Source organism: Flavivirga sp. 57AJ16 (assembly GCF_028736925.1).
GTDB lineage: Bacteria > Bacteroidota > Bacteroidia > Flavobacteriales > Flavobacteriaceae > Flavivirga.
The window spans coordinates 157890-178323 of record NZ_JAQZAT010000002.1 but is presented as its reverse complement, the minus strand read 5'-3'; the positions used below and the strand labels follow the sequence as shown (position 1 = coordinate 178323).

16 protein-coding genes are annotated in these 20434 nt (G+C 34.1%); 8 read left to right on the top strand and 8 right to left on the bottom strand.

Annotated elements, in window-relative coordinates; translation table 11 throughout:
* The first annotated feature begins 157 nt into the window (after positions 1–157).
* The gene (locus PQO00_RS03105; protein WP_274183370.1) at positions 158–5083 is read left to right on the top strand and encodes a T9SS type B sorting domain-containing protein; all 4926 of its coding nucleotides are present in this window, start codon (positions 158–160) and stop codon (positions 5081–5083) included.
* Between the two features lie 299 nt (positions 5084–5382).
* Entirely contained in the window at positions 5383–7386 is a 2004-nt protein-coding gene (uvrB, locus tag PQO00_RS03100; RefSeq protein WP_274183369.1) for an excinuclease ABC subunit UvrB, read from the top strand.
* A gap of 80 nt (positions 7387–7466) precedes the next feature.
* On the opposite strand, the gene PQO00_RS03095 is transcribed toward uvrB, so the two are convergent.
* A complete protein-coding gene (locus tag PQO00_RS03095; protein WP_274183368.1) occupies positions 7467–7874 on the bottom strand; it encodes a TerB family tellurite resistance protein in 408 nt (135 codons plus the stop codon).
* A gap of 380 nt (positions 7875–8254) precedes the next feature.
* Here PQO00_RS03095 and PQO00_RS03090 point away from each other — a divergent pair, with 380 nt between their 5' ends.
* Positions 8255–8503 (top strand): DUF1456 family protein, encoded by a 249-nt coding sequence (locus tag PQO00_RS03090; protein ID WP_274183367.1) that lies wholly within the window; start codon positions 8255–8257, stop codon positions 8501–8503.
* 135 nt (positions 8504–8638) lie between these two features.
* Here PQO00_RS03090 and PQO00_RS03085 read toward each other — a convergent pair whose 3' ends face one another.
* Together PQO00_RS03085 and sucC are read right to left on the bottom strand one after the other, a co-directional pair.
* Positions 8639–8992 carry a hypothetical protein gene (locus PQO00_RS03085; RefSeq protein ID WP_274183366.1) on the bottom strand — a complete coding sequence of 118 codons (354 nt, stop codon included), beginning with the start codon at positions 8990–8992 and terminating at the stop codon, positions 8639–8641.
* A 171-nt stretch (positions 8993–9163) separates the two neighbouring features.
* Complete coding sequence (gene sucC, locus PQO00_RS03080; protein WP_274183365.1) at positions 9164–10354, bottom strand: ADP-forming succinate--CoA ligase subunit beta; 1191 nt, start codon at positions 10352–10354, stop codon at positions 9164–9166.
* A gap of 201 nt (positions 10355–10555) precedes the next feature.
* Between sucC and lysA the strand changes: the two genes are divergently transcribed.
* From lysA to PQO00_RS03065, 3 genes are all read left to right on the top strand, one after another.
* Positions 10556–11791 carry a diaminopimelate decarboxylase gene (gene lysA, locus PQO00_RS03075; protein ID WP_274183364.1) on the top strand — a complete coding sequence of 412 codons (1236 nt, stop codon included), beginning with the start codon at positions 10556–10558 and terminating at the stop codon, positions 11789–11791.
* 700 nt (positions 11792–12491) lie between these two features.
* On the top strand, positions 12492–13985 hold the full coding sequence (locus PQO00_RS03070) for a PAS domain S-box protein (protein ID WP_274183363.1): 1494 nt from the start codon (positions 12492–12494) through the stop codon (positions 13983–13985).
* Positions 13982–14383 carry a two-component system response regulator gene (locus tag PQO00_RS03065; protein ID WP_274183362.1) on the top strand — a complete coding sequence of 134 codons (402 nt, stop codon included), beginning with the start codon at positions 13982–13984 and terminating at the stop codon, positions 14381–14383. The genes PQO00_RS03070 and PQO00_RS03065 overlap by 4 nt, the downstream gene beginning before the upstream one ends.
* A gap of 3 nt (positions 14384–14386) precedes the next feature.
* On the opposite strand, the gene PQO00_RS03060 is transcribed toward PQO00_RS03065, so the two are convergent.
* The 4 genes from PQO00_RS03060 to PQO00_RS03045 all read right to left on the bottom strand — a co-directional run bounded on the left by PQO00_RS03060 (position 14387) and on the right by PQO00_RS03045 (position 17634).
* Positions 14387–14944, bottom strand: a complete 558-nt coding sequence (locus PQO00_RS03060) for a hypothetical protein (protein WP_274183361.1) — start codon at positions 14942–14944, stop codon at positions 14387–14389.
* Between the two features lies 1 nt (position 14945).
* Complete coding sequence (locus tag PQO00_RS03055; protein ID WP_274183360.1) at positions 14946–15194, bottom strand: hypothetical protein; 249 nt, start codon at positions 15192–15194, stop codon at positions 14946–14948.
* An 86-nt stretch (positions 15195–15280) separates the two neighbouring features.
* Positions 15281–16693, bottom strand: coding sequence for a M20/M25/M40 family metallo-hydrolase (locus PQO00_RS03050; RefSeq protein ID WP_274183359.1), 1413 nt, complete (start codon positions 16691–16693; stop codon positions 15281–15283).
* A gap of 89 nt (positions 16694–16782) precedes the next feature.
* Entirely contained in the window at positions 16783–17634 is an 852-nt protein-coding gene (locus PQO00_RS03045) for a PPK2 family polyphosphate kinase (protein WP_274183358.1), read from the bottom strand.
* Between the two features lie 116 nt (positions 17635–17750).
* Here PQO00_RS03045 and PQO00_RS03040 point away from each other — a divergent pair, with 116 nt between their 5' ends.
* Together PQO00_RS03040 and PQO00_RS03035 are read left to right on the top strand one after the other, a co-directional pair.
* Positions 17751–17891 carry a hypothetical protein gene (locus tag PQO00_RS03040; protein WP_274183357.1) on the top strand — a complete coding sequence of 47 codons (141 nt, stop codon included), beginning with the start codon at positions 17751–17753 and terminating at the stop codon, positions 17889–17891.
* A 164-nt stretch (positions 17892–18055) separates the two neighbouring features.
* Complete coding sequence (locus PQO00_RS03035) at positions 18056–18826, top strand: hypothetical protein (RefSeq protein WP_274183356.1); 771 nt, start codon at positions 18056–18058, stop codon at positions 18824–18826.
* A 444-nt stretch (positions 18827–19270) separates the two neighbouring features.
* Here the strand turns inward: PQO00_RS03035 and PQO00_RS03030 are convergent, their stop codons facing one another.
* The gene (locus tag PQO00_RS03030) at positions 19271–20434 is read right to left on the bottom strand and encodes a sigma-54 dependent transcriptional regulator (RefSeq protein WP_274183355.1); all 1164 of its coding nucleotides are present in this window, start codon (positions 20432–20434) and stop codon (positions 19271–19273) included.

The following is a 20434-nucleotide window of genomic DNA, read 5'->3' as shown; positions in this document are numbered from 1 at the left end:
GTTCATTAAAAAAGACCTCAAAACTAATAAAAATGCGTTTTGCTGTGTTTTTTTTGTGTTTCATCCAAAAAACAGCTACTTTCCATGTATAATTTTCCCTCTATCCTATTTATAGTACATATTTGTCTAAAAGAATAAAAATGAATACCTACAAACCATGAGATTTATTTACTACTTCTTACTTACATTCATTTGTGGTGGCAGCTTTATGTTTGCCCAACAAATATCTGTAGATAGTAGTGTGGGTTTGCAGCAACTCATAGAAGATAATCTGGTGGATGGCTGTGTAGATATTTCTAATATAACATCGTCTGTTAATGGCAATGCCCACGGTTTACCAAGCTACGGCTATTTTGAGCGTGCCGGTTCTAATTTCCCTTTTGAAAATGGTATTATGCTTTCAACGGGCAGTGCAGCATCCGGCGGAAATGGCTTAATCACGCCTACACTTAGTGAAAGTTCTACAACTTGGGGAACAGATCCAGATTTAGAAACCGCTTTAGGTATTACAAATACGCTTAATGCCACATCCATAGAATTTGACATCGTATCCATATCCAATCAAGTCCAATTTAACTATTTATTTGCTTCAGAAGACTATGATGGCATTAACCCCTGTCTGGTTTCCGATGGCTTTGTATTCCTTATTAGAGAAGCGACCAGTACGGGACCTTATCAAAATATTGCTTTGGTTCCTGGCACTTCAGATCCTGTTAACACAAACAATATACGTCCTAATCTACTACCAGCCTGTGCACCTCAAAACGAACAATATTTTGATGGTTACAACATAGGCGACACGAATTATGTGGGGCGGACCAACGTATTAACGGCATCGACAACCATTACACCTAATGTTCAATATCACATTAAAATAATTATTGCAGATCAAAACGATGGTTCTTTTGATTCCGCAGTGTTCATTGAAGGGGATAGCTTTAAAATTTTAGACTTAGGTGAAGATATAGAAACTTGTGCCAGTGCTACGCTTTTAGATGCCGATATACAAAATCCTCAGGCCACCTATGCCTGGTATTTAGATAACAACCTAATATCTGGCGCTATAAACCCTACCTATAATGCCATAGAAAATGGGACCTATAGAGTGGTTGTTACTGTAGACCTGAATGGCTCGAGTTGTCCCGAAGAAGACGAAATAAACGTTACATTAAACACAGAAGAACCTATTACACCTATTAGTGATTATGAATTATGTGATGATGCCAGTGAGGATGGTTTTGAAGTATTTGACCTTTCAATAAAAGACCCTGAACTCATCAATAACATCCCCTTTTCAAATTATACGTTTTCATATCATTTTTCTGATGCAGATGCCAGAGCTAATGTTAATAATATTACTTCCCCCATTCCCAATACTGTTAGTCCACGACAAACTATTTATGTTAGAATAGATGATTTGGACAGTAATTGTTTTGCTTATACTACTTTCGATTTGGTGGTGAATCCAGTACCGAATATCACTGCGCCAACAACTTTAGAAATTTGTGATGACGATGACTCTCCCGATGGTTTTACCATCATAGACCTAACACAAAAGGATGATGAAATAACCAATGGTCAAAGTAACCTTATTGTATCTTACCATCGTAATCCTACCGATGCCAATACAGGCAATAATCCTATACAATCACCTTATGTCAATAGCAATGCACCTCCAAACCCAGAGGTTGTTTACGTTCGTGTGATAAATGCATTAACAGGCTGTGTTAATAGCTCTGAAACATTAACGGTAGACATTACGATAAGCCCCGTAGTAGATAGAGAGACCTTATATCTGGATGCTTGCGATAGAGATTTGGACGGCACTGCCAATTTTGATCTAACAGAGGCTCTAAACAATATTGTTGGTGGTTTACCTGCTAATGTCACTACAACATTTCATGAGAGTTATGATGATGCTAATGCTGGCACTAACGCTATTTCCAATGAAACCAACTATGAAAATATAAACCTCGAACAACAAACCATTTATATAAGAGTAGAAGATAATACGACGCTCTGTGCCTCTATCATCCCGCTTGAAATTCACACCAACCTGCTTTTAACAGGCACAAACCTGGGGGATTTTGCTCTATGTGATACCAACGATGACGAAAATGATACTTTAGAGTTTAACCTAACAACCATTGAATCCTTTATATCTGATGACTTACCCAACCCCGTTACTGTAACCTTTTATGAAACGGAACCAGACAGGGACAATAATACCAACCCTATTCCTAAAGGCGTTTTATACGAAGCCACAAGCCCTAAAGTATTGTATGTGAGCCTAGATGATGGCAACTGTACAGAAGTTGGCGACATCACACTTCTTGTAAACCCCATATTACAATTTAATCCTGCAAACCCCATTCCCTATTGTGATACGGATGATGATGGTACCGTTAGCATTGACCTTCACTCACTTGATGAGATGGTAACCAATGGTAATACCAATTTTTCGGTGACCTATTTCCCTACTGCTGCTGATGCAGACAATAATAATACGGCAAACCAATTACCCGATTTTTATACAAACACAAATCCTACAGAGCCAATTTATGCTCGTATTGTAAATAATGATACGGGATGTGCCACAACTAATTTTTTCGAAATCGAAGTTGTTTTAGCACCAGCGGCGGCACAACCCGCACCTTTTCTAATTTGTGATACAGATGGCGATGGTTTTTCTATAATAAACCTCGAAAATAAGATCCCTGAAGTAGTAGCAGATCCCACTGGGTTGGACATAGATTTTTTTACGTCTTTTGATGATGCTAATAACTTTACTAACCCTATTAGTGATACGACGACATTCAATGCCACCACCCAAACCATTTATATAAGAGTAGAAAGTTCTATAAATGCTTCTGGGTGCTATAATATTGTTGAACTTCAAGTCATTGTTAATACATTACCCAATATTCCTGCCATTAGTAACTTTCAAATTTGTCAAGCAGGAGGCGGTAGTACGGCTGATTTCTTATTAGCCGATAAAGATGCAGAAATTTTAAATGGGCAAACGGGCAAAGAAGTCTATTATTTTGAGGATGAAATGGATGCAACATCTGGTAATATTGCCAATGCCATAGACAAAAACACCGTTTACCAAAATACATCCAGCCCCCAGACCATTTATGTACGTGTAGAAAACATAACCGATGCCAATTGTTCCGACACCGCATCATTTATATTACAAGTGTCACCAGATCCCGTTTATAATGTCCCAACGCCTTTTTTAAGATGTGATGACATTAGTAACGATGGTATAGACACGTTCGATTTAAACGAAAAAATTCTGGAAATTCAAGGGGCTAACCCTCCAGAACCACTAAATATAACATTCCATCTTACCCGAGGAGACGCCGATAATAATGATAATGCACTATCACTTACTTATACAAACACGAGAAATCCACAAACCTTATATGCCAGGATTGAAAGTGATGACTCTTTATGTTTTGTCATTGAAGAAGTGGGCATCAATATTCTTGCTGCCCCGGATATTACCACACCTTCCCCTTTAATTCTTTGTGATGAAGGTTATGATGGAGCTACCGTTTTTGATTTAACAACGGCAGATTTTGAAATTTTAGATAGAATACAAACCAATCTTATAACAAACTACTTTGAAGATTTTGATGATATCAATCAAAGTGACGGTTTAGATAATACCAATGAAATACCAGACCCGACAAGTTTTAATTCAAGTGCCAAAACGGTCTATATTAAAGTAGCAAATACTTTAACCAGCTGTTTTAGTGTTGTGCCACTGGAATTGGGAGTCAACCTCCCCCCTGCAATTAATAATGTAGGAACGGTACCCATATGTGATAATGACACGGATACCTTTGATTTATCTACAGTAGATGCCATGATCGTAGCCGACCCCAGTTCAGTGAATATTTCATATCACAATACACAAAATGATGCCGATAACAATGTAGCGCCCCTAAACAATATATTTAATTATACGGCCAGTAACCATACCATATTTATAAGGGTATCCAATATAACAACGGGCTGCTTTATCACCTCTTCATTTAACCTGCAAATAAATCCGAACCCCATGGCGAATGGGGCACCCGATCTGTATTATTGTGATGATAATACTGATGAAACCGATACACGGGCATTTAACCTAAACGATAATGATGCTATCATTCTAGGAACACAAGACCCTAATCTGTACACCCTAAGCTATTATGCTTCTATAGAAAATGCACAGGACAAGGAAAACCCTTTGAACAATCTACACGATGGTAGTGATAATGAAACTGTTTTCGTAAGAGTAGAAAACAATAACACCACATGCTACGCCACCACACAGTTTAATTTAAATATAAAACCATTACCCAAAATAGACCTAGAGGATATGGTTCCACTATGCAACGATACAGCCATAGCTATCACTGCAGAAACAGGCTTTTCTAGTGATAATTACGAGTGGTCTACAGGAGAAACAACACCCATAATTATTGTCGAACCTTCAGATTTAGCTAACGGTACTTTAGATTTATGGGTAAAAATAGTTAGGCCATATATTACCGGTCCCTGTGAAAATACGCATACTTTCAAGGTTATAGCCTCAGATGAAGCCATCATTAATTTTACTCCCACCATAGACTTTGCAGATCCGAATAGAATAATAGTGGAAATAGACCCCGCTAAAATTGGGGATTATGTTTATATTTTGGATCATGGAGAAGCCCAAACTTCCAATGTATTTGAAAATGTGAGCTATGGTGAACATACGGTTACCGTTAGGGATTTAAATGGCTGTATGGATGTTTCCAAAAGTGTATTTATTTTCGACATACCTAAATTTTTCACACCAAATAATGATACATTTAATGATCATTGGCATATCATTGGAATAGAGCGCCCAGAACTTACGGGCTCTATAGTCTATATTTACAATAGACATGGTAAACTTCTCAAGACTTTACCTCACACTTCCATTGGTTGGGACGGTACATATAACGGACAGAACATGCCCTCTGATGATTATTGGTTTTCTGCCAATATTATCCAAAACGGCAGCGCTTTTAATATTAAAGGACACTTTGCCCTAAAGCGCTAGTTTTATAATACTTATGGATGACAACTATCTACCTCTGGTAGGTATCCAGTTCCTTTAACCAAAACTCATGGTGCCTATTGCTCCAAAACCTTGACTGTTGCTGTAAAAGTTTCAGGAAAAGCAACCATTACCCAAGGTGATGTTACTATTACAGTCCACTCTAAGAACAATTTAGTGATCATCGATCCTATTAACTCGAACTTGATAATTATGAATATGCTTAAAGAGAAGAAGACGGAGAATATTTAGGTCATTTTACTTTAAAGAGATAGCATACTTTTTTTGCTTAATTTTGTAGGATGCAATTTAAAATCGAATCAGAATTTAGCCCTACGGGAGATCAGCCACAAGCTATAAAACAATTGGTTGATGGCATTATTTCCAATGAAAAATATCAAACATTGTTAGGTGTAACAGGTTCTGGAAAAACCTTTACCGTTGCTAATGTTATACAAGAGGTACAACGTCCAACTCTGGTCCTGGCACATAATAAAACACTGGCAGCTCAATTATACTCGGAGTTCAAACAGTTTTTTCCAAATAATGCCGTAGAGTATTTTGTTTCATATTATGATTACTACCAACCAGAGGCCTATATTCCTGTTTCTGGCGTTTATATAGAAAAGGATTTATCTATTAACGAAGAAATTGAGAAGATGCGCTTAAGTGCCACATCTTCCCTCCTATCTGGTCGACGGGATGTTTTGGTGATTGCATCGGTTTCATGTATTTATGGTATTGGAAATCCTATTGAATTTCAAAAAAATGTGGTGGCCTTAAAAAGGGACCAGGTTATTTCCAGAACAAAACTATTACATCAATTGGTACAAAGTTTATATTCCAGAACAGAAGCCGATTTTAAACATGGAACCTTTAGAATAAAAGGTGATACGGTTGACATTTTTCCCAGTTATGCCGATGATGCCTTTAGAATTCATTTTTTTGGAGATGAAATTGAAGATATTGAATCTTTCAACGTTCAGACCAATAAGGTTATTGAAAAATACGATCAACTGACCATTTATCCTGCAAATATGTTTGTTACCTCACCCGAGGTGTTGCAAGGTGCTATTAAAAATATTCAAGATGATTTAGTAAAACAACATGATTATTTTAAAGAGATCGGTAAACATTTAGAGGCTAAACGACTTAAAGAACGTACCGAATTCGATCTAGAAATGATCCGTGAATTAGGCTATTGTTCGGGTATAGAAAACTATTCGCGCTACCTTGATGGCAGATTGCCCGGTACACGTCCTTTTTGTTTATTGGATTATTTTCCAGATGATTATTTAATGGTTGTAGATGAGAGCCATGTCACTATTTCTCAAGTACATGCTATGTATGGTGGTGATAGAAGCAGAAAAGAAAATTTAGTTGAATACGGCTTTAGGCTACCAGCTGCGATGGATAACCGTCCATTAAAATTTGAAGAATTTGAAGCTATTCAAAATCAAGTCATCTATGTAAGTGCTACACCTGCCGATTATGAACTTCAAAAAACAGATGGCATTTATATAGAACAAGTGATTCGTCCAACTGGGCTATTGGATCCTATTATTGAAATAAGGCCCAGTTTAAATCAAATTGATGATTTGATAGAGGAAATACAACAACGTGTTGAAAAGGACGAACGTACATTAGTGACCACCCTTACAAAACGTATGGCCGAAGAGCTGACCAAGTATTTAGACAGAATACAAATACGTTGCCGGTACATCCATAGTGATGTAGATACTTTAGAGCGTGTTGAAATTATGCAAGATTTACGCAAAGGATTATTTGATGTATTAGTCGGCGTGAATCTTTTACGAGAAGGTTTGGATTTACCCGAAGTGTCTCTTGTTGCTATTTTAGATGCCGATAAAGAAGGTTTTTTACGTTCAACACGTTCATTGACACAAACTGTAGGTAGGGCCGCAAGGAACTTGAACGGTAAAGCCATTATGTATGCAGACAAAATTACCAATAGCATGCAAAAGACCATAGATGAGACCAATTACAGACGTGAAAAACAAATGGCTTATAATATAAAACATCATGTGACGCCCAAAGCACTCAACAAAAGTTTGGATAATGCTTTGTCTAAAAATTCGGTAAGTACCTACAGCTATGCATTAGAAGCCTTAAAGGCCGCCGAACCAGAAAGTGGTTATTTAACGAAACCAGAATTAGAAAAGAAAATCCGCGAAAAACGTAAATTAATGGAAGAAGCGGCCAAAGCCTTGGATTTTATTATTGCAGCAAAATTACGTGACGAAATTAAAAATTATCAAAATAAACTAGAAAAGCTAAAAGTTTAAACTTTTAGCTTTTCCAATACCCTCTCAAAGAGGGCCTCAAATAAAACACATTATTATAATAAGAACTTAGCAGATTATTATTAATTGTACTGTGTTTTAAAGATATCAATCAACACATCAGGCGGTACGATTTTATTTGGAAAACTCTCCATTAAATATAGTACCTTAGTAATGGACTCATGGCTTAGTCCCATACGTAAACCAAAATTATATAATTTTATAGCACTAGAAGGGCTACCTTCATTTTCTTGATCAATATTCATTAATAATACCAATCTATGAAACTGTACAATACGCTCACTATGGGATTTTAAATGCGTATAAGTAACAGGGTGCTCTATTAAATATTCAAAATCTTCCCGTGCTATATCAAGTTGCTTTGCAACACCTAATAAAAAATTATATTCTATATTTTTTATGTCTTTATCATATTTTGCAAATGCAATCATTTCGGACAAAAGGCTTAATTTTTCTACTCTATTAATCATTTTTAAGGGGATTAATTAATTATACTATAAAGGTACACACAACAGTAATTTAATAATCGTCTATATAATGTAACTTATCGAAAAACATAGGGTATTTGATCGTAACTTTTATTTATTTCGTCAATAATAGCATTTTATTCATCTAATAAAACTGCATTTCATCATTTGCCACCATTTACTTTCGTTAAAAAAATACACCCATAAACCATTAATATACAACATTTTAGTCGTAAAAAATTTATTTTTTATACAGATCCTTAAAAATTAATATTTAAGGTATCTTTGCAAAAGCGAAGAAAACGCGAGAAAAACAGATGCTTTTTAATTAATTGAACTATTTTAGATATTAAATCCAAATTAAAAAAAGTAGAAATTAATTTATGACAAATAATGATATTTTAAAAAAATTACGCGTTGCTTTAAAGCTTCGTGACGATGATATTGTAAAGATTTTAAGCCTGGTCGATTTCAGGATATCCAAAAGTGAACTGGGGGCATTTTTTAGAAAAGAAGATCATCCTAAATATATGGCATGTGGTGATCAAATTTTACGTAATTTTTTAAATGGACTTGTGATTCATTTACGAGGGCCATTACCAAAAAAAGAAACTAAAAAAGAGGGTGTCTAAAAAGTCTTTATAATTTGATTTGTCAGGTTGAGCCTGTCGAAACCGATATTGATTATCAGTAAGTTAAAAATATTTCGACAAGCTCAATATGACATCGAACTTACTTTTTAGACACCCTCTTGTAATAATTATATTTCACACCCCAAAAGGAACAAATTTAACAGGAAGTAAATAGGTTTTACCCTTTATAACTTCGTTGTTGGAAACTTTAGAATAATTTAATTTTTGTCTAATATAATGTACCAATTCTTCCGAATCGGAATCTACTGACAAAACAACGATTTCTTTATCCTTATTTACAGTAAATAACACATTCACTAGCTTTTCTTCTTTAACAATAAAATATGGGAAATCTAAAAGATTTACTATTTCGCTTGTTATAGTTACTGGTTTATTCCCTCTATCTTTTACAGGATCCGTGTTGTGAGCGAAAACCATACTTGAACATACCAAAAGAGCCGATACTAATAATACTTTAATTGTTTTCATAGTTTATAATTTATTGATTTAGAACTTCAAAATAGTTGGCAAGCGTTGATTTTTTTTAAATGCCTTACTATTTCGGTTCAAAATTATGCAATAAAAAAGAGCAGCCTTTTAAGCTACTCTTATATAAAAAATACTACAATGTTAAATATTATCTTACAATGTTAAACTAAGTTAACTTAGCACTTTCTGAACTTTATCTGCCGCCTCCTGAAACTCTGTGGCACTCATCACATCTAAACCAGAATTATCTATTAATTCCTTAGCGATATCTGCATTAGTTCCTTGCAAACGTACAATAATTGGTACATTTATCGTTCCCATGTTTTTATAAGCATCAATAACACCCTGTGCTACACGGTCGCAACGTACTATGCCTCCAAATATGTTTATTAAGATGGCTTTTACCGCTGGATCCTTTAATATAATTTTGAAAGCTGCTTCAACGCGGGCTGCATCTGCAGTACCACCAACATCTAAAAAGTTAGCTGGCTCTCCTCCCGCTTGTTTAATTAAATCCATAGTAGCCATAGCTAATCCCGCTCCATTTACCATACAGCCAACATTTCCATCCAGATCTACATAGTTTAAACCAAGTTCTCCAGCCTCTACTTCAATAGCACTTTCTTCGCGCACATCACGTAAATCAATGTAGCTCTTATGTCTGTAAAGCGCATTATCGTCAATAGTTACTTTAGCATCTACAGCCATTATTTTATTATCACTTGTTTTTAAAACAGGATTGATCTCAAATAAAGACGAATCAGATTTTACATAGGCTGTATATAAAGCAGTAACAAACTTTGTCATCTCCTTAAAAGCCAAACCAGATAATCCCAAATTAAAAGCGACGCGTCTCGCTTGAAATGGTAATAAACCAACAGTTGGATCAATTTCTTCAGTAAATATTAAATCCGGTGTTTCTTCCGCAACAGTTTCAATATCCATTCCACCTTCTGTAGAATACATGATCATATTGCGTCCTGTGCCTCTATTTAATAACACAGACATGTAGAACTCATTTGTTTCACTTTCACCTGGGTAATAAACATCCTCAGCAACTAAAACTTGATGGACTCTTTTACCAGCAGCAGATGTTTGGGGAGTTACTAAGTCCATCCCTATAATTTTTCCAGCAATATCTTCAACCTCTTGCAAGTTTTTGGCCAGTTTTACACCGCCTCCCTTACCACGTCCGCCTGCATGAACTTGGGCCTTAATAACATGCCAACTTGTACCTGTCTCATTTGTTAATTGTTTTGCAGCGGCAACTGCTTCATTAGCATTTTGAGCCACGATACCACGTTGTATGCGTACTCCAAAACTGCTTAGTATTTCTTTACCTTGATATTCGTGTAAATTCATAATTCGCGTAATCGTTTAAGAAAGGCAAATGTAAATAATAGCTATTACTTACCCTAATATTTAATTATGAAAACTTATTAATAAGTAGGTTGACAAAATCCTAATGTTAAATAATTAACATATTGTTTGATTTGTATAATTTTTTAATTATTTGCTTTTTATTTATTCGAATAAAATATCTTTGAAGAAAATTAGAAAATTATGTTAGAAAGTCAGTTGCTAAAAATTGCACAGGATTTTGGGAGTCCCGTTTATGTATACGATGCCGAAAAAATTGAAAACCAATACAAAAGGCTTACAAGTGCCTTTAAAAATGTAAAAAAGCTTAAGATTAACTATGCAGTTAAAGCATTATCTAATATATCTGTATTAAAACTTTTAAACACACTAGGATCTGGTATAGATACCGTATCTATTCAAGAGGTTCAACTTGGTCTGGCAGCAGGTTTTTTACCTGAACAGATTATTTTTACGCCTAATGGTGTATCCTTAGCTGAAATAGAAGAAGCAGCAAAATTAGGAGTTCAAATTAATATTGATAATCTTTCAATATTAGAACAATTTGGAACAAAACACCCAAAAACACCTGTATGTATTCGTATTAACCCACATGTTATGGCAGGTGGCAATAGTAATATTTCAGTGGGACATATCGATTCTAAATTTGGGATTTCTATCCATCAAATACCGCACATTATACGTATTGTAGAAAATACTAAAATGACTATTAACGGTATACATATGCATACAGGCAGCGATATTTTAGATATTGAAGTCTTTTTATATGCCAGTGAAATATTATTTGAAACTGCTAAACAATTTAAAAACTTAGACTTTATTGATTTTGGTTCTGGGTTTAAAGTACCTTATAAACAGGGAGATATTGAAACTAATATTGAAGAATTAGGGAAAAAACTATCGGCAAGATTCAACGAATTTTGTAAAAACTATGGAAAAGATTTAGCCTTGGCTTTTGAGCCAGGTAAATTTTTGGTAAGCGAATCTGGAAGCTTTTTAACTAAGGTAAACGTCGTAAAACAAACAACCTCAACAGTATTTGCTCAGGTAGATTCTGGTTTTAATCACCTTATTAGACCTATGTTTTATGGTTCTCACCACGATATTGTAAATATCTCTAATCCAAAAGGGCGTGAACGTTTTTATACAGTCGTAGGTTATATTTGCGAAACAGATACCTTTGGAAACAACAGACGTATCAATGAAATCAATGAAGGTGATATCCTATGTTTTAAAAATGCAGGGGCTTATTGTTTCTCAATGACCAGTAACTATAATTCCAGATACCGCCCTGCCGAAGTTTTATGGTATAAAAACAAAGCCCACTTAATTAGGGAAAGAGAAACTTTTGAGGATATTACCAAAAATCAAATTGAAGTGGATTTTACTCAAAAAACAGAAAAAGTTTTAGCAAAATAAATATTTATACAAACACTATACGTCTAAATAGCCAGTATTTATTATTGGCTATTTTTTTTGTGTAATAAATTCACTAACATTCGGTTGTTTCGAAAAATTAGCAATTATAGCCAGTAGCGTTATGTTAATGGTTTATTTGGGTGTAGTATTTTCTGTTATTAAACTGCGAAAGTACCAAAAATCAGAAAAAAAAATTTAAAATTCCAGGAAGATTAGCAGTTCCTATACTTTCTATTATTATCATTTCATACTTTTTGTCTAATTTATCAACTGAAGAAATGATAGCTACAGGTATTTTTATAACTGCACTAACAATTATTTATGGAATCATTAGGATAATAAAAAACTAAAGTTGATTATATAATTAACGTGAGTTCGATCTAAGCATAATATTATTGAGCTGACTATCAATATTAGATTATTGATAGTCAGGTTGAGTACTTCGTCTGCGCTCAAGGCGACAAATCGTTTTATTAGTGAATTTATTGTTAAAACTTCCTTGTTTTAAATCGAACTCACGTTATAATTAATGAATACCGTAACCAACATTCCTACAAATATTTATTGAAACATCTTACTGAATACAAAAAAAGTAAGAAAAAACAATATATTAAGATTAATTTTTGTATATTTCATCGATGATATCATACAGTTAATCGATTATATGGATTAATAATACTAGAATTTTATCCTACTAATTATGATGAAACAAACCTTATTAAACACATATTCACCAGATGAAGCCATTTGTTTATTCAATTTTGTACAAGAGGAGGCTACAATTGGTACGTGGGAAGTAGACTTAAATACTATGCAAACAACATGGAGTCATGTAACTAAGCAAATCCATGAAGTTGATATTGAGTTTGAGCCCAATGTTGACAGTGCGATTTTATTTTATAAAGAAGGCTATAGTAGAGATACCATAACCAAACTGTTGAAAAATTGTATTGAAAAATTTGAAAAATTTGATACTGAGTTACAAATAATCACTGCCAAGGGCAGTGAAAAATGGGTAAGAGCCATAGGAATCGCTGAAATTAAAAATGGAAAAGCTATTAGAGTATGTGGTGCTTTTCAAGATATAGACGAAAAAACAAAGGTATCGAAAAAAATAGCTTTAAGAGAGGAGCAATTTAGAAAAACCTTCGAATCTGCTAGAATTGGTATGGGAATCGTTAGCCTTGACGGAAAATGGATTAAGGTAAATGATAGTATTTGTAATATGCTGGGGTATACACAAACGGAATTATTATCAATACCATATGCTGATATAACTCATTCTGAAGATTTTGGTATTAGCAATAGAGCCTTAAGTAAATTGATTAAAGGCAAGTCGGACAGTTTTGAGATTCAAAAGAGGTACATTCATAAAAATGGCTCGATTGTCTCGACTATTTTGTCGATAGCTTTGGTAAAAAATGATGTAGGTAAGCCCATACATTTTGTGTATCAAATTAGTAATATAACAAAAATCAAGAAAGCTAAAGAAAAAGTAAATCATCTTTTAGAAATTTCAGAAAAACAAAACAAAAGGCTTTTAAATTTTGCACACATAGTATCCCATGATTTAAGGTCGCATTATAGCAACTTGGATATGTTACTCAATATTATGAAAATTGATGAGCCCCAAGCAACAAAAAACAATATTTATCCTTTAATAAAAGATGCCATCCAGCATTTGGGAGAAACCCTAGACAGCCTAAATCAAGTTGTTATATTAAAATCCAGTGCCAAAATAAGCACAGCATCTATAAATTTAAGTGACGCATTAAAAAAATCCATTTCCAGTGTCAATGCTTTAGTTCTTAAAAATAAAGCTATAATAAACATAGACATTGATAAGAATTTAACGGTTTTTGCAGTAGCCGCCTATTTAGATAGCATTTTAATAAATTTACTCACAAATTCACTAAAATACAAATCACCAGAAAGGCAGTTACAAATTGATATTAGTGCAAAAAAAGAAGGCAATTATATCCTTATAAATTTCAAAGACAATGGATTAGGGATAGATTTAAAACTTCATGGTGATAAAATTTTTGGAATGTATAAAACTTTTCATAACCATAAAGATTCTAAAGGTCTAGGATTATTTATCACAAAAAATCAAATTGAAGCCATTGGGGGTGATATTAATATAGAAAGTAAAGTAAATGTTGGAACTTCATTCTTAATATCTTTAAAAACATGAAACAAATTGGCATGACTTGTATCATAGATGATGACCCTATTTTTGTGTTTGGTGCAAAAAGAATTATGGAAATAGCAAATTTCTCTAAATCGGTTATGATATTTAATAATGGGAAAGAAGCTCTAGATAACCTCAAATCTATAATAACGCATGATGAAGATGTACCAGATATTATTTTACTAGATATAAACATGCCCATTATGGATGGCTGGCAGTTTTTAGATGAATTTATTAAAATTAAAACCAAAAAAGCAATTAAAGTCTTTGTAGTAAGCTCCTCTATTGATCCTGCAGATTTAAAAAAAGCCAAAAAGTATGAAATTATTGAAGATTACATACTTAAACCTATTTCTGTAGAAAAGATAAAAAATATTTATAAAAATTTATCAAAACTTTAAAACTTACTCTCCTACCTTACCACTAAATACATTTACTTTAGAATTAAAAGGGTTGCCCGAAGCACGACGAAGCATAACTATTTGGCCACAATGCCATAAAGCATCTGCTATAGGACCATTAATAATATTCCAAAAAGGAAATCTTTCATTATCAAATTGGGACACATCATCCATGCTTCTTAAAATATCGGAGGCCCTTTTTAAATTTAATAAGGTCTGCTTTCTTTTATCTTCAAAAGAACGCTCGGTTTCTTTACTTCTTTCTCCTTGTTTAGAGACTGAATTAAGAATAAAATTTGAAAGCCCTAATATGTGATCAAGCGTTTCTGCACTGGTACGCCCCGTTTCACTAGGCTTATAAATAAGATCTTCGTTACGCAAACCTTCAGTAGCCCAATAATAACGAAACCCCAATCCATCTACCATTCTGGCAGCAACAGTTCCTGCAGTATAACTTTCTGGATGTTCTGGTATTTGATAATAAGGTAGTTTCTCTTCTCCGGATTGGGCCATTACAAATGTCGATAATAGTAAGGCAAAAATTATAGTCGGTTTATTCATTTTATTTTGGTTCTAGTGATGTGACGTAATCGTAGCTTTCATTTAAATAATGTGATACATTATCCAAATCCTCTAACATACTTTCTGGTATCAATACGTAGCCTTTCATAATGGCGCCGTATGATTTATATATCGATGAATTAAATTCCTTTATATATTTCTCTTGTACTTCTTTTGAAAATCTGATGCCTATTTCTCCATCTTTATTAAAGAGAGAAAACATATAGCCGTTGGCAGAAGTATAGGGCATTGTTTTCCCTTTTCGTCCAAATCTCGGGCATTTGTCAATGAGTTGGTCATAAACCTTTAGTTTCTCATCCCACATAATCCTTATAATTATTGTTTTATTTGTTTCTCATTTACAATGGGGTTGACGCCATATTTATCAAACAAATAAACTAACGCTGTCATGGTAGCGGCTCCTAATTCCAATTCACGTTTATTAACAGCATCAAATGTATCATTACTGGCATGATGATGATCAAAGTAACGTTGCGAATCAGGCCTTAGCCCTGCCAATACATTGGTCTCTGTTTTAAGAGGCCCTACATCTGCTCCACTGCCTCCTTTCTCAAAAAAATGAATTAAATAAGGTTTAAATAACGGTTGCCAACTTAATACCTGGTTAAAACTTGCATCATTACAATCAAAAGAAAACCCTCGTGGTGTAAACCCTCCTGCGTCACTCTCTAGGGCAAATACATGGTTTTCTCCTTTTTGTTTAGCTTCTTCCGCATATTTATTTCCACCCCGCAATCCATTCTCTTCATTCATAAACAATACAACTCTAATACTTCTTTTAGGTTTTATTCCAGATTCTTTTAATAAACGCAATACATCCATAGATTGTACGACACCGGCACCATCATCATGCGAACCATCACCTAAGTCCCAAGAATCCAAATGTCCACCTACAATCATATATTCCTCGGGAAACTCACTTCCTGTTATTTGTCCAATAACATTATAGGACAGAACATCTTTTAGCTGTTTACAATTTTGTTTAAAATAAAATTTTATTGATTTATTGAGCTTTAGCATCGTACTTAATAACTCGGCGTCATTAGTACTAATAGCAGCAGATGGAATACGATCTGCAACAGGTAAATCCTCATAAGTCATACTTCCTGTATGTGGTAGATCGTCCAGTCTTAAATTCATAGATCGAACAATAATGCCAACAGCCCCGTACTTTGTTGCCTCAACTGCTCCTTTATAACGTTGGTTTACACACCCGCCATAAGCCTCAAATGTACTAATTAAATCAGCCTGCATGGGTCTGTTAAAAAACACGATCTTACCTTCTATATTTTCTTTACCAAGCATTTCTAGTTCTTCGAAATTCTTGACTTCAACAATAGGCGCCTTTAGACCAAGTGCCGGCGTAGCAACAGAGCCTCCTAAAGCACAGATATTAACGGTTGTTGTTTTTCCTTTTCCAGATTCAATGTATGCATATTCTTTAAAACCACGTACCCATTTAGGAACCATTACCGGTTGTAGCCAAACTTTATCCAAACCTAATTTATCGAGTTCTTCTTTGGTATATTGAACTGCCTTTTCAGCATTTAAAGATCCTGATAAACGTCCCCCTATCTGGTTCGATAAATGGTTTAACCAATCGTAGCTTTTTCCATTGGTCAAAGATGTTGTATAGATTTTTTTCAGGACTTGGGCATCACTTTGGGAGTATACACCTACCGAAGATATGAAACCCAAAAGACATGCCAGCCATTTAAATTTATTCATATAACAATTTTTAAAATTTAAAGATACCATTTCTTAAAAGCTTAAAATCTAAAAAAAATCATAAAAAATTGTAAACCGTTACCATGCATTTATTCATTATTTAATTCTTCTTTATAGATTTCAAGATTGGCCTTAACATCCTCATCAAGCTCAGGCTCTTCTATATCATTATATCTACTTAAAACATCGTACATTATTTTTGCCACTATATAACGTGCTGTTGGTTTATCATCAGCAGGTATAACATACCATGGTGCATGTGGTTTAGAGGTTCTGTTTATAGCATCTTCGTAGCATACTTGATACGTATCCCAAAGTTTACGCTCTTTTAAATCTCCTGGAGAAAACTTCCAATTTTTTTCTTTTTTTTCTAAACGACGAAGCAACCTGTTTTTTTGTTCTTCTTTTGAAAGGTTTAAGAAAAATTTAAAAATGATCGTTCCATTTTCGGCTATATGTTTTTCAAAATTATTAATTTGCTCAAAACGCTTGTCCCAAAACCTATCATCAATATCATCTATGGAATTTACTGTTGGAATATTTTCCCCTAAGATATACCCTGGATGTACTCTTGTTACCAATACATTTTCATAATGCGTCCTATTAAAGACCCCAAATTTACCACGGGCGGGAAGCGCTATATAATGTCTCCAAATATAATCATGCTTAAGTTCTAATTCCGTGGGCACCTTAAAACTATGAACCACAACGCCACGGGCATTAAAATCTTTGAAAACTTCACGTATTAAGCTATCTTTCCCAGCAGTATCCATGCCTTGTAAGCAGACTAAAACGGCATATTTACCATGCGCATAAATGGTATCTTGAAGCTTGCTTAATTTCTTTCTAACAATTTTTAGTTCTTTCTCTGCCTTATCGGTTATAACTTTAGTTTCAGAATTTTTTAATACTATGTTTGTGGTTACTTTATAATCGTCCATTCTATAAAATTTATGTGGATTAAATATATAAAAATACAATCGATTATATCAAACTGGCTCTTAATTGTTTCTATTGAAAGTAGTTTAATGAGCACCTTTTAAATTGTTACTTTGCTATGTCTTTTGCAGAATCCGCAAATTATCTGGGTATGACTTATTTAGGGGATATTCACACCTACATTAAAAGCGATACTATTAATAACGAAGTAAAACTTAGAATGGATACGTTTATAAAAACGATAAGTAGTACTATATAAATTTTTATCTTTTTCAACCATTGTTTTGAAGTCTTAATCTTACAATAAAAACGTAAAAAGACGATTTATCGCATGAAATACGTTTTATTACGCCAAAATGCATGGAAATACGTAATGTTTTTAATACATTGCACACCCCTATTTATGTTAAAAACCCAAATATTATGAAAAATTATTACTTATTATTATTTCTAATGACATCGTTAGTTATTAATGGGCAAAGTAATTATGATGATGCTAATTCTTATCTTGTTAATGCTTACTCCCATGTTAAAGATTCATATGAATCCAACAATATAAATCATTTAAAATATTATGCTAACAGGTCATTAGAATCTTTTAAACTTGCAAAAGAACCATTGACCAAGTGTAATTGTGAAGTTGTAAAAGAACTTACTGATAAATGTATTGACTTATTATCGAAAGTCGATGATGCCGAAACTTTTGAAAATGGTCGTTTTTATGTAAAACGTGCCAGAGATTACAGTAAAAATACTGTTATAGAAATCGATAAATGTTCTGTTTCCAATCCTTCACCTTCTAATGGCACTACTGAAAGTTTTGAAAATCTAGACCAGAACAGTGACCTTTCTGATTTACAAAAGGAGCAATTAAAATTAAAACAGCAGCAAGAAGCATTAAAACTTAAAGAACAACAAATCAAGATGCAATTAGCTGAGCAAAAAGCAAAGGAATTAATGATTAAAAAGAAAAAATTAATTCTTTCTTACGAAAATGCCATTTCTTCCAATATCAACACTTACAACGAAACATTAAATGCTTGTGAGTGTATCAATTACAAACCTTTTAGAGATAACAAATCGCTTGAGGATATGACGGAGAAAAGTATCGAAGATGTAAAAACCCATTATATAGAACGTATTAAGTCTATGGCTTCAGAGTATTCATCGCTACTAAACAATTGTGACAAATAAGCAGCTATATACTTAAATCATTATAAAAAGTCATTTTTATTTACTACAGCCCAGACCTATCAGGTTTTTAAAAAACCTGATAGGTCTACTTATGTGTCCCTTCGAGCCTTTCGGCTTCCTGCCCGTCCGGCAGGCGGGCGCTCAAGATAAACTAAAGTCGAGAACTTTTAATGTTATGCCTTTTTTAAGGACATCTCGACTGCGCTCGATGAGACAACTTTTAGTTTATAATACTTTTTTAGCCGTCTTTTTTATAATGAACTGGTTTAAACTTTTTTAATTGAAGCGAAAATTAATCATTTTGAGTCTGATTGAAGGCTTTTTTGAGTTGCATAGCCGGGCTACGGAAGGAAAAAAGGTGAAAAGCAGGCTGAAAAGGACAATTCCTGCCTGCCGGCGAGGCAGGTTTTAGCCAATTGAGAAAAGTTTAAACCAGTTCAATATCTACTTAGAAGCAAATAACTTTACATCTTCTTCACTTACTTCACTGCCTCCTAGAATAATTAAGCGTTCCACTACATTTCGTAGCTCTCTAATATTCCCTGTCCAATCATAATCCTGAAGTAATTTAATAGCTTTATCTGAAAACGTTTTTTTCGCAGTTCCTTGTTCGCTGGCTATCTTATCTGTAAAATGATTTACTAACAAAGGAATATCATCGCGCCTATCATTTAAAGGTGGTACTTGAATTAATATAACGGCCAGTCTGTGATATAAATCTTCTCGAAACCTACCCTCAGAAATTTCCTTTGCTAAATCTTTATTCGTCGCCGCAACAACGCGAACATTCACCTTAATATCCTTATCACTACCTACTCGTTGAATCCGACTTTCTTGCAAAGCCCTGAGTACTTTTGCTTGAGCTGACAAGCTCATATCTCCTATTTCGTCTAAAAAAATAGTTCCTCCATTAGCTGCTTCAAATTTCCCAGCCCTATCTTTAACCGCGCTTGTAAAAGCTCCCTTAACATGACCGAATAACTCACTTTCAATAAGCTCACTGGGTATCGCTGCGCAATTAACTTCTATCATAGGGCCTTTAGCTCTCTCACTTTTTTGGTGCAACCAATGAGCCACTAACTCTTTTCCTGTACCATTGGGCCCTGTAATAAGTACCCGAGCATCTGTTTGTGCTACTTTTTCAATAATATCCTTTATATGAGAAATGGCCTTACTTTCTCCAACCATCTCAAAGTTTTTGCTTACTTTCTTTTTAAGTAATTTGTTTTCAACTACTAGTTCTTTTTTATCCAAAGCATTACGAACCGTGTTCAAGAGCCTATTTAAATCTGGCGGTTTAGATATGTAATCAAAGGCCCCCAAACGCATAGTATTTACTGCTGTATCTAGATCTCCATGTCCCGAAATCATGACAATAGGTATTTCGGGCTTTATCTTTTTTACTGCTTCCAATACTTCAACACCATCCATTTTTGGCATTTTAATATCACAAAGTACTAGATCAAAATCATCATTTTTAATTTTTTCAATACCTATTAAACCGTTATCGGCTTCTTCTACTTGATAGGTATCATTTTCTTCCGAAAGAATTTTCACCAACACCCGTCTGATGGCTGCTTCATCCTCTATTACTAATATTTTTGGCAT

Excerpts from the sequence above, each read along its gene's own strand:
- PQO00_RS03095 (WP_274183368.1), bottom strand. The coding sequence starts at position 7,874 with ATGATTAATAGAGTAGAAAAATTAAGCCTTTTGTCCGAAATGATTGCA.
- uvrB (WP_274183369.1), top strand. The coding sequence starts at position 5,383 with ATGCAATTTAAAATCGAATCAGAATTTAGCCCTACGGGAGATCAGCCA.
- PQO00_RS03035 (WP_274183356.1), top strand. The coding sequence starts at position 18,056 with ATGAAAAATTATTACTTATTATTATTTCTAATGACATCGTTAGTTATT.
- lysA (WP_274183364.1), top strand. The coding sequence starts at position 10,556 with ATGTTAGAAAGTCAGTTGCTAAAAATTGCACAGGATTTTGGGAGTCCC.
- sucC (WP_274183365.1), bottom strand. The coding sequence starts at position 10,354 with ATGAATTTACACGAATATCAAGGTAAAGAAATACTAAGCAGTTTTGGA.
- PQO00_RS03070 (WP_274183363.1), top strand. The coding sequence starts at position 12,492 with ATGATGAAACAAACCTTATTAAACACATATTCACCAGATGAAGCCATT.
- PQO00_RS03085 (WP_274183366.1), bottom strand. The coding sequence starts at position 8,992 with ATGAAAACAATTAAAGTATTATTAGTATCGGCTCTTTTGGTATGTTCA.
- PQO00_RS03065 (WP_274183362.1), top strand. The coding sequence starts at position 13,982 with ATGAAACAAATTGGCATGACTTGTATCATAGATGATGACCCTATTTTT.
- PQO00_RS03090 (WP_274183367.1), top strand. The coding sequence starts at position 8,255 with ATGACAAATAATGATATTTTAAAAAAATTACGCGTTGCTTTAAAGCTT.
- PQO00_RS03105 (WP_274183370.1), top strand. The coding sequence starts at position 158 with ATGAGATTTATTTACTACTTCTTACTTACATTCATTTGTGGTGGCAGC.
- PQO00_RS03055 (WP_274183360.1), bottom strand. The coding sequence starts at position 15,194 with ATGCCCTATACTTCTGCCAACGGCTATATGTTTTCTCTCTTTAATAAA.
- PQO00_RS03040 (WP_274183357.1), top strand. The coding sequence starts at position 17,751 with ATGTCTTTTGCAGAATCCGCAAATTATCTGGGTATGACTTATTTAGGG.
- PQO00_RS03045 (WP_274183358.1), bottom strand. The coding sequence starts at position 17,634 with ATGGACGATTATAAAGTAACCACAAACATAGTATTAAAAAATTCTGAA.
- PQO00_RS03050 (WP_274183359.1), bottom strand. The coding sequence starts at position 16,693 with ATGAATAAATTTAAATGGCTGGCATGTCTTTTGGGTTTCATATCTTCG.
- PQO00_RS03030 (WP_274183355.1), bottom strand. The coding sequence starts at position 20,434 with ATGCCAAAAATATTAGTAATAGAGGATGAAGCAGCCATCAGACGGGTG.
- PQO00_RS03060 (WP_274183361.1), bottom strand. The coding sequence starts at position 14,944 with ATGAATAAACCGACTATAATTTTTGCCTTACTATTATCGACATTTGTA.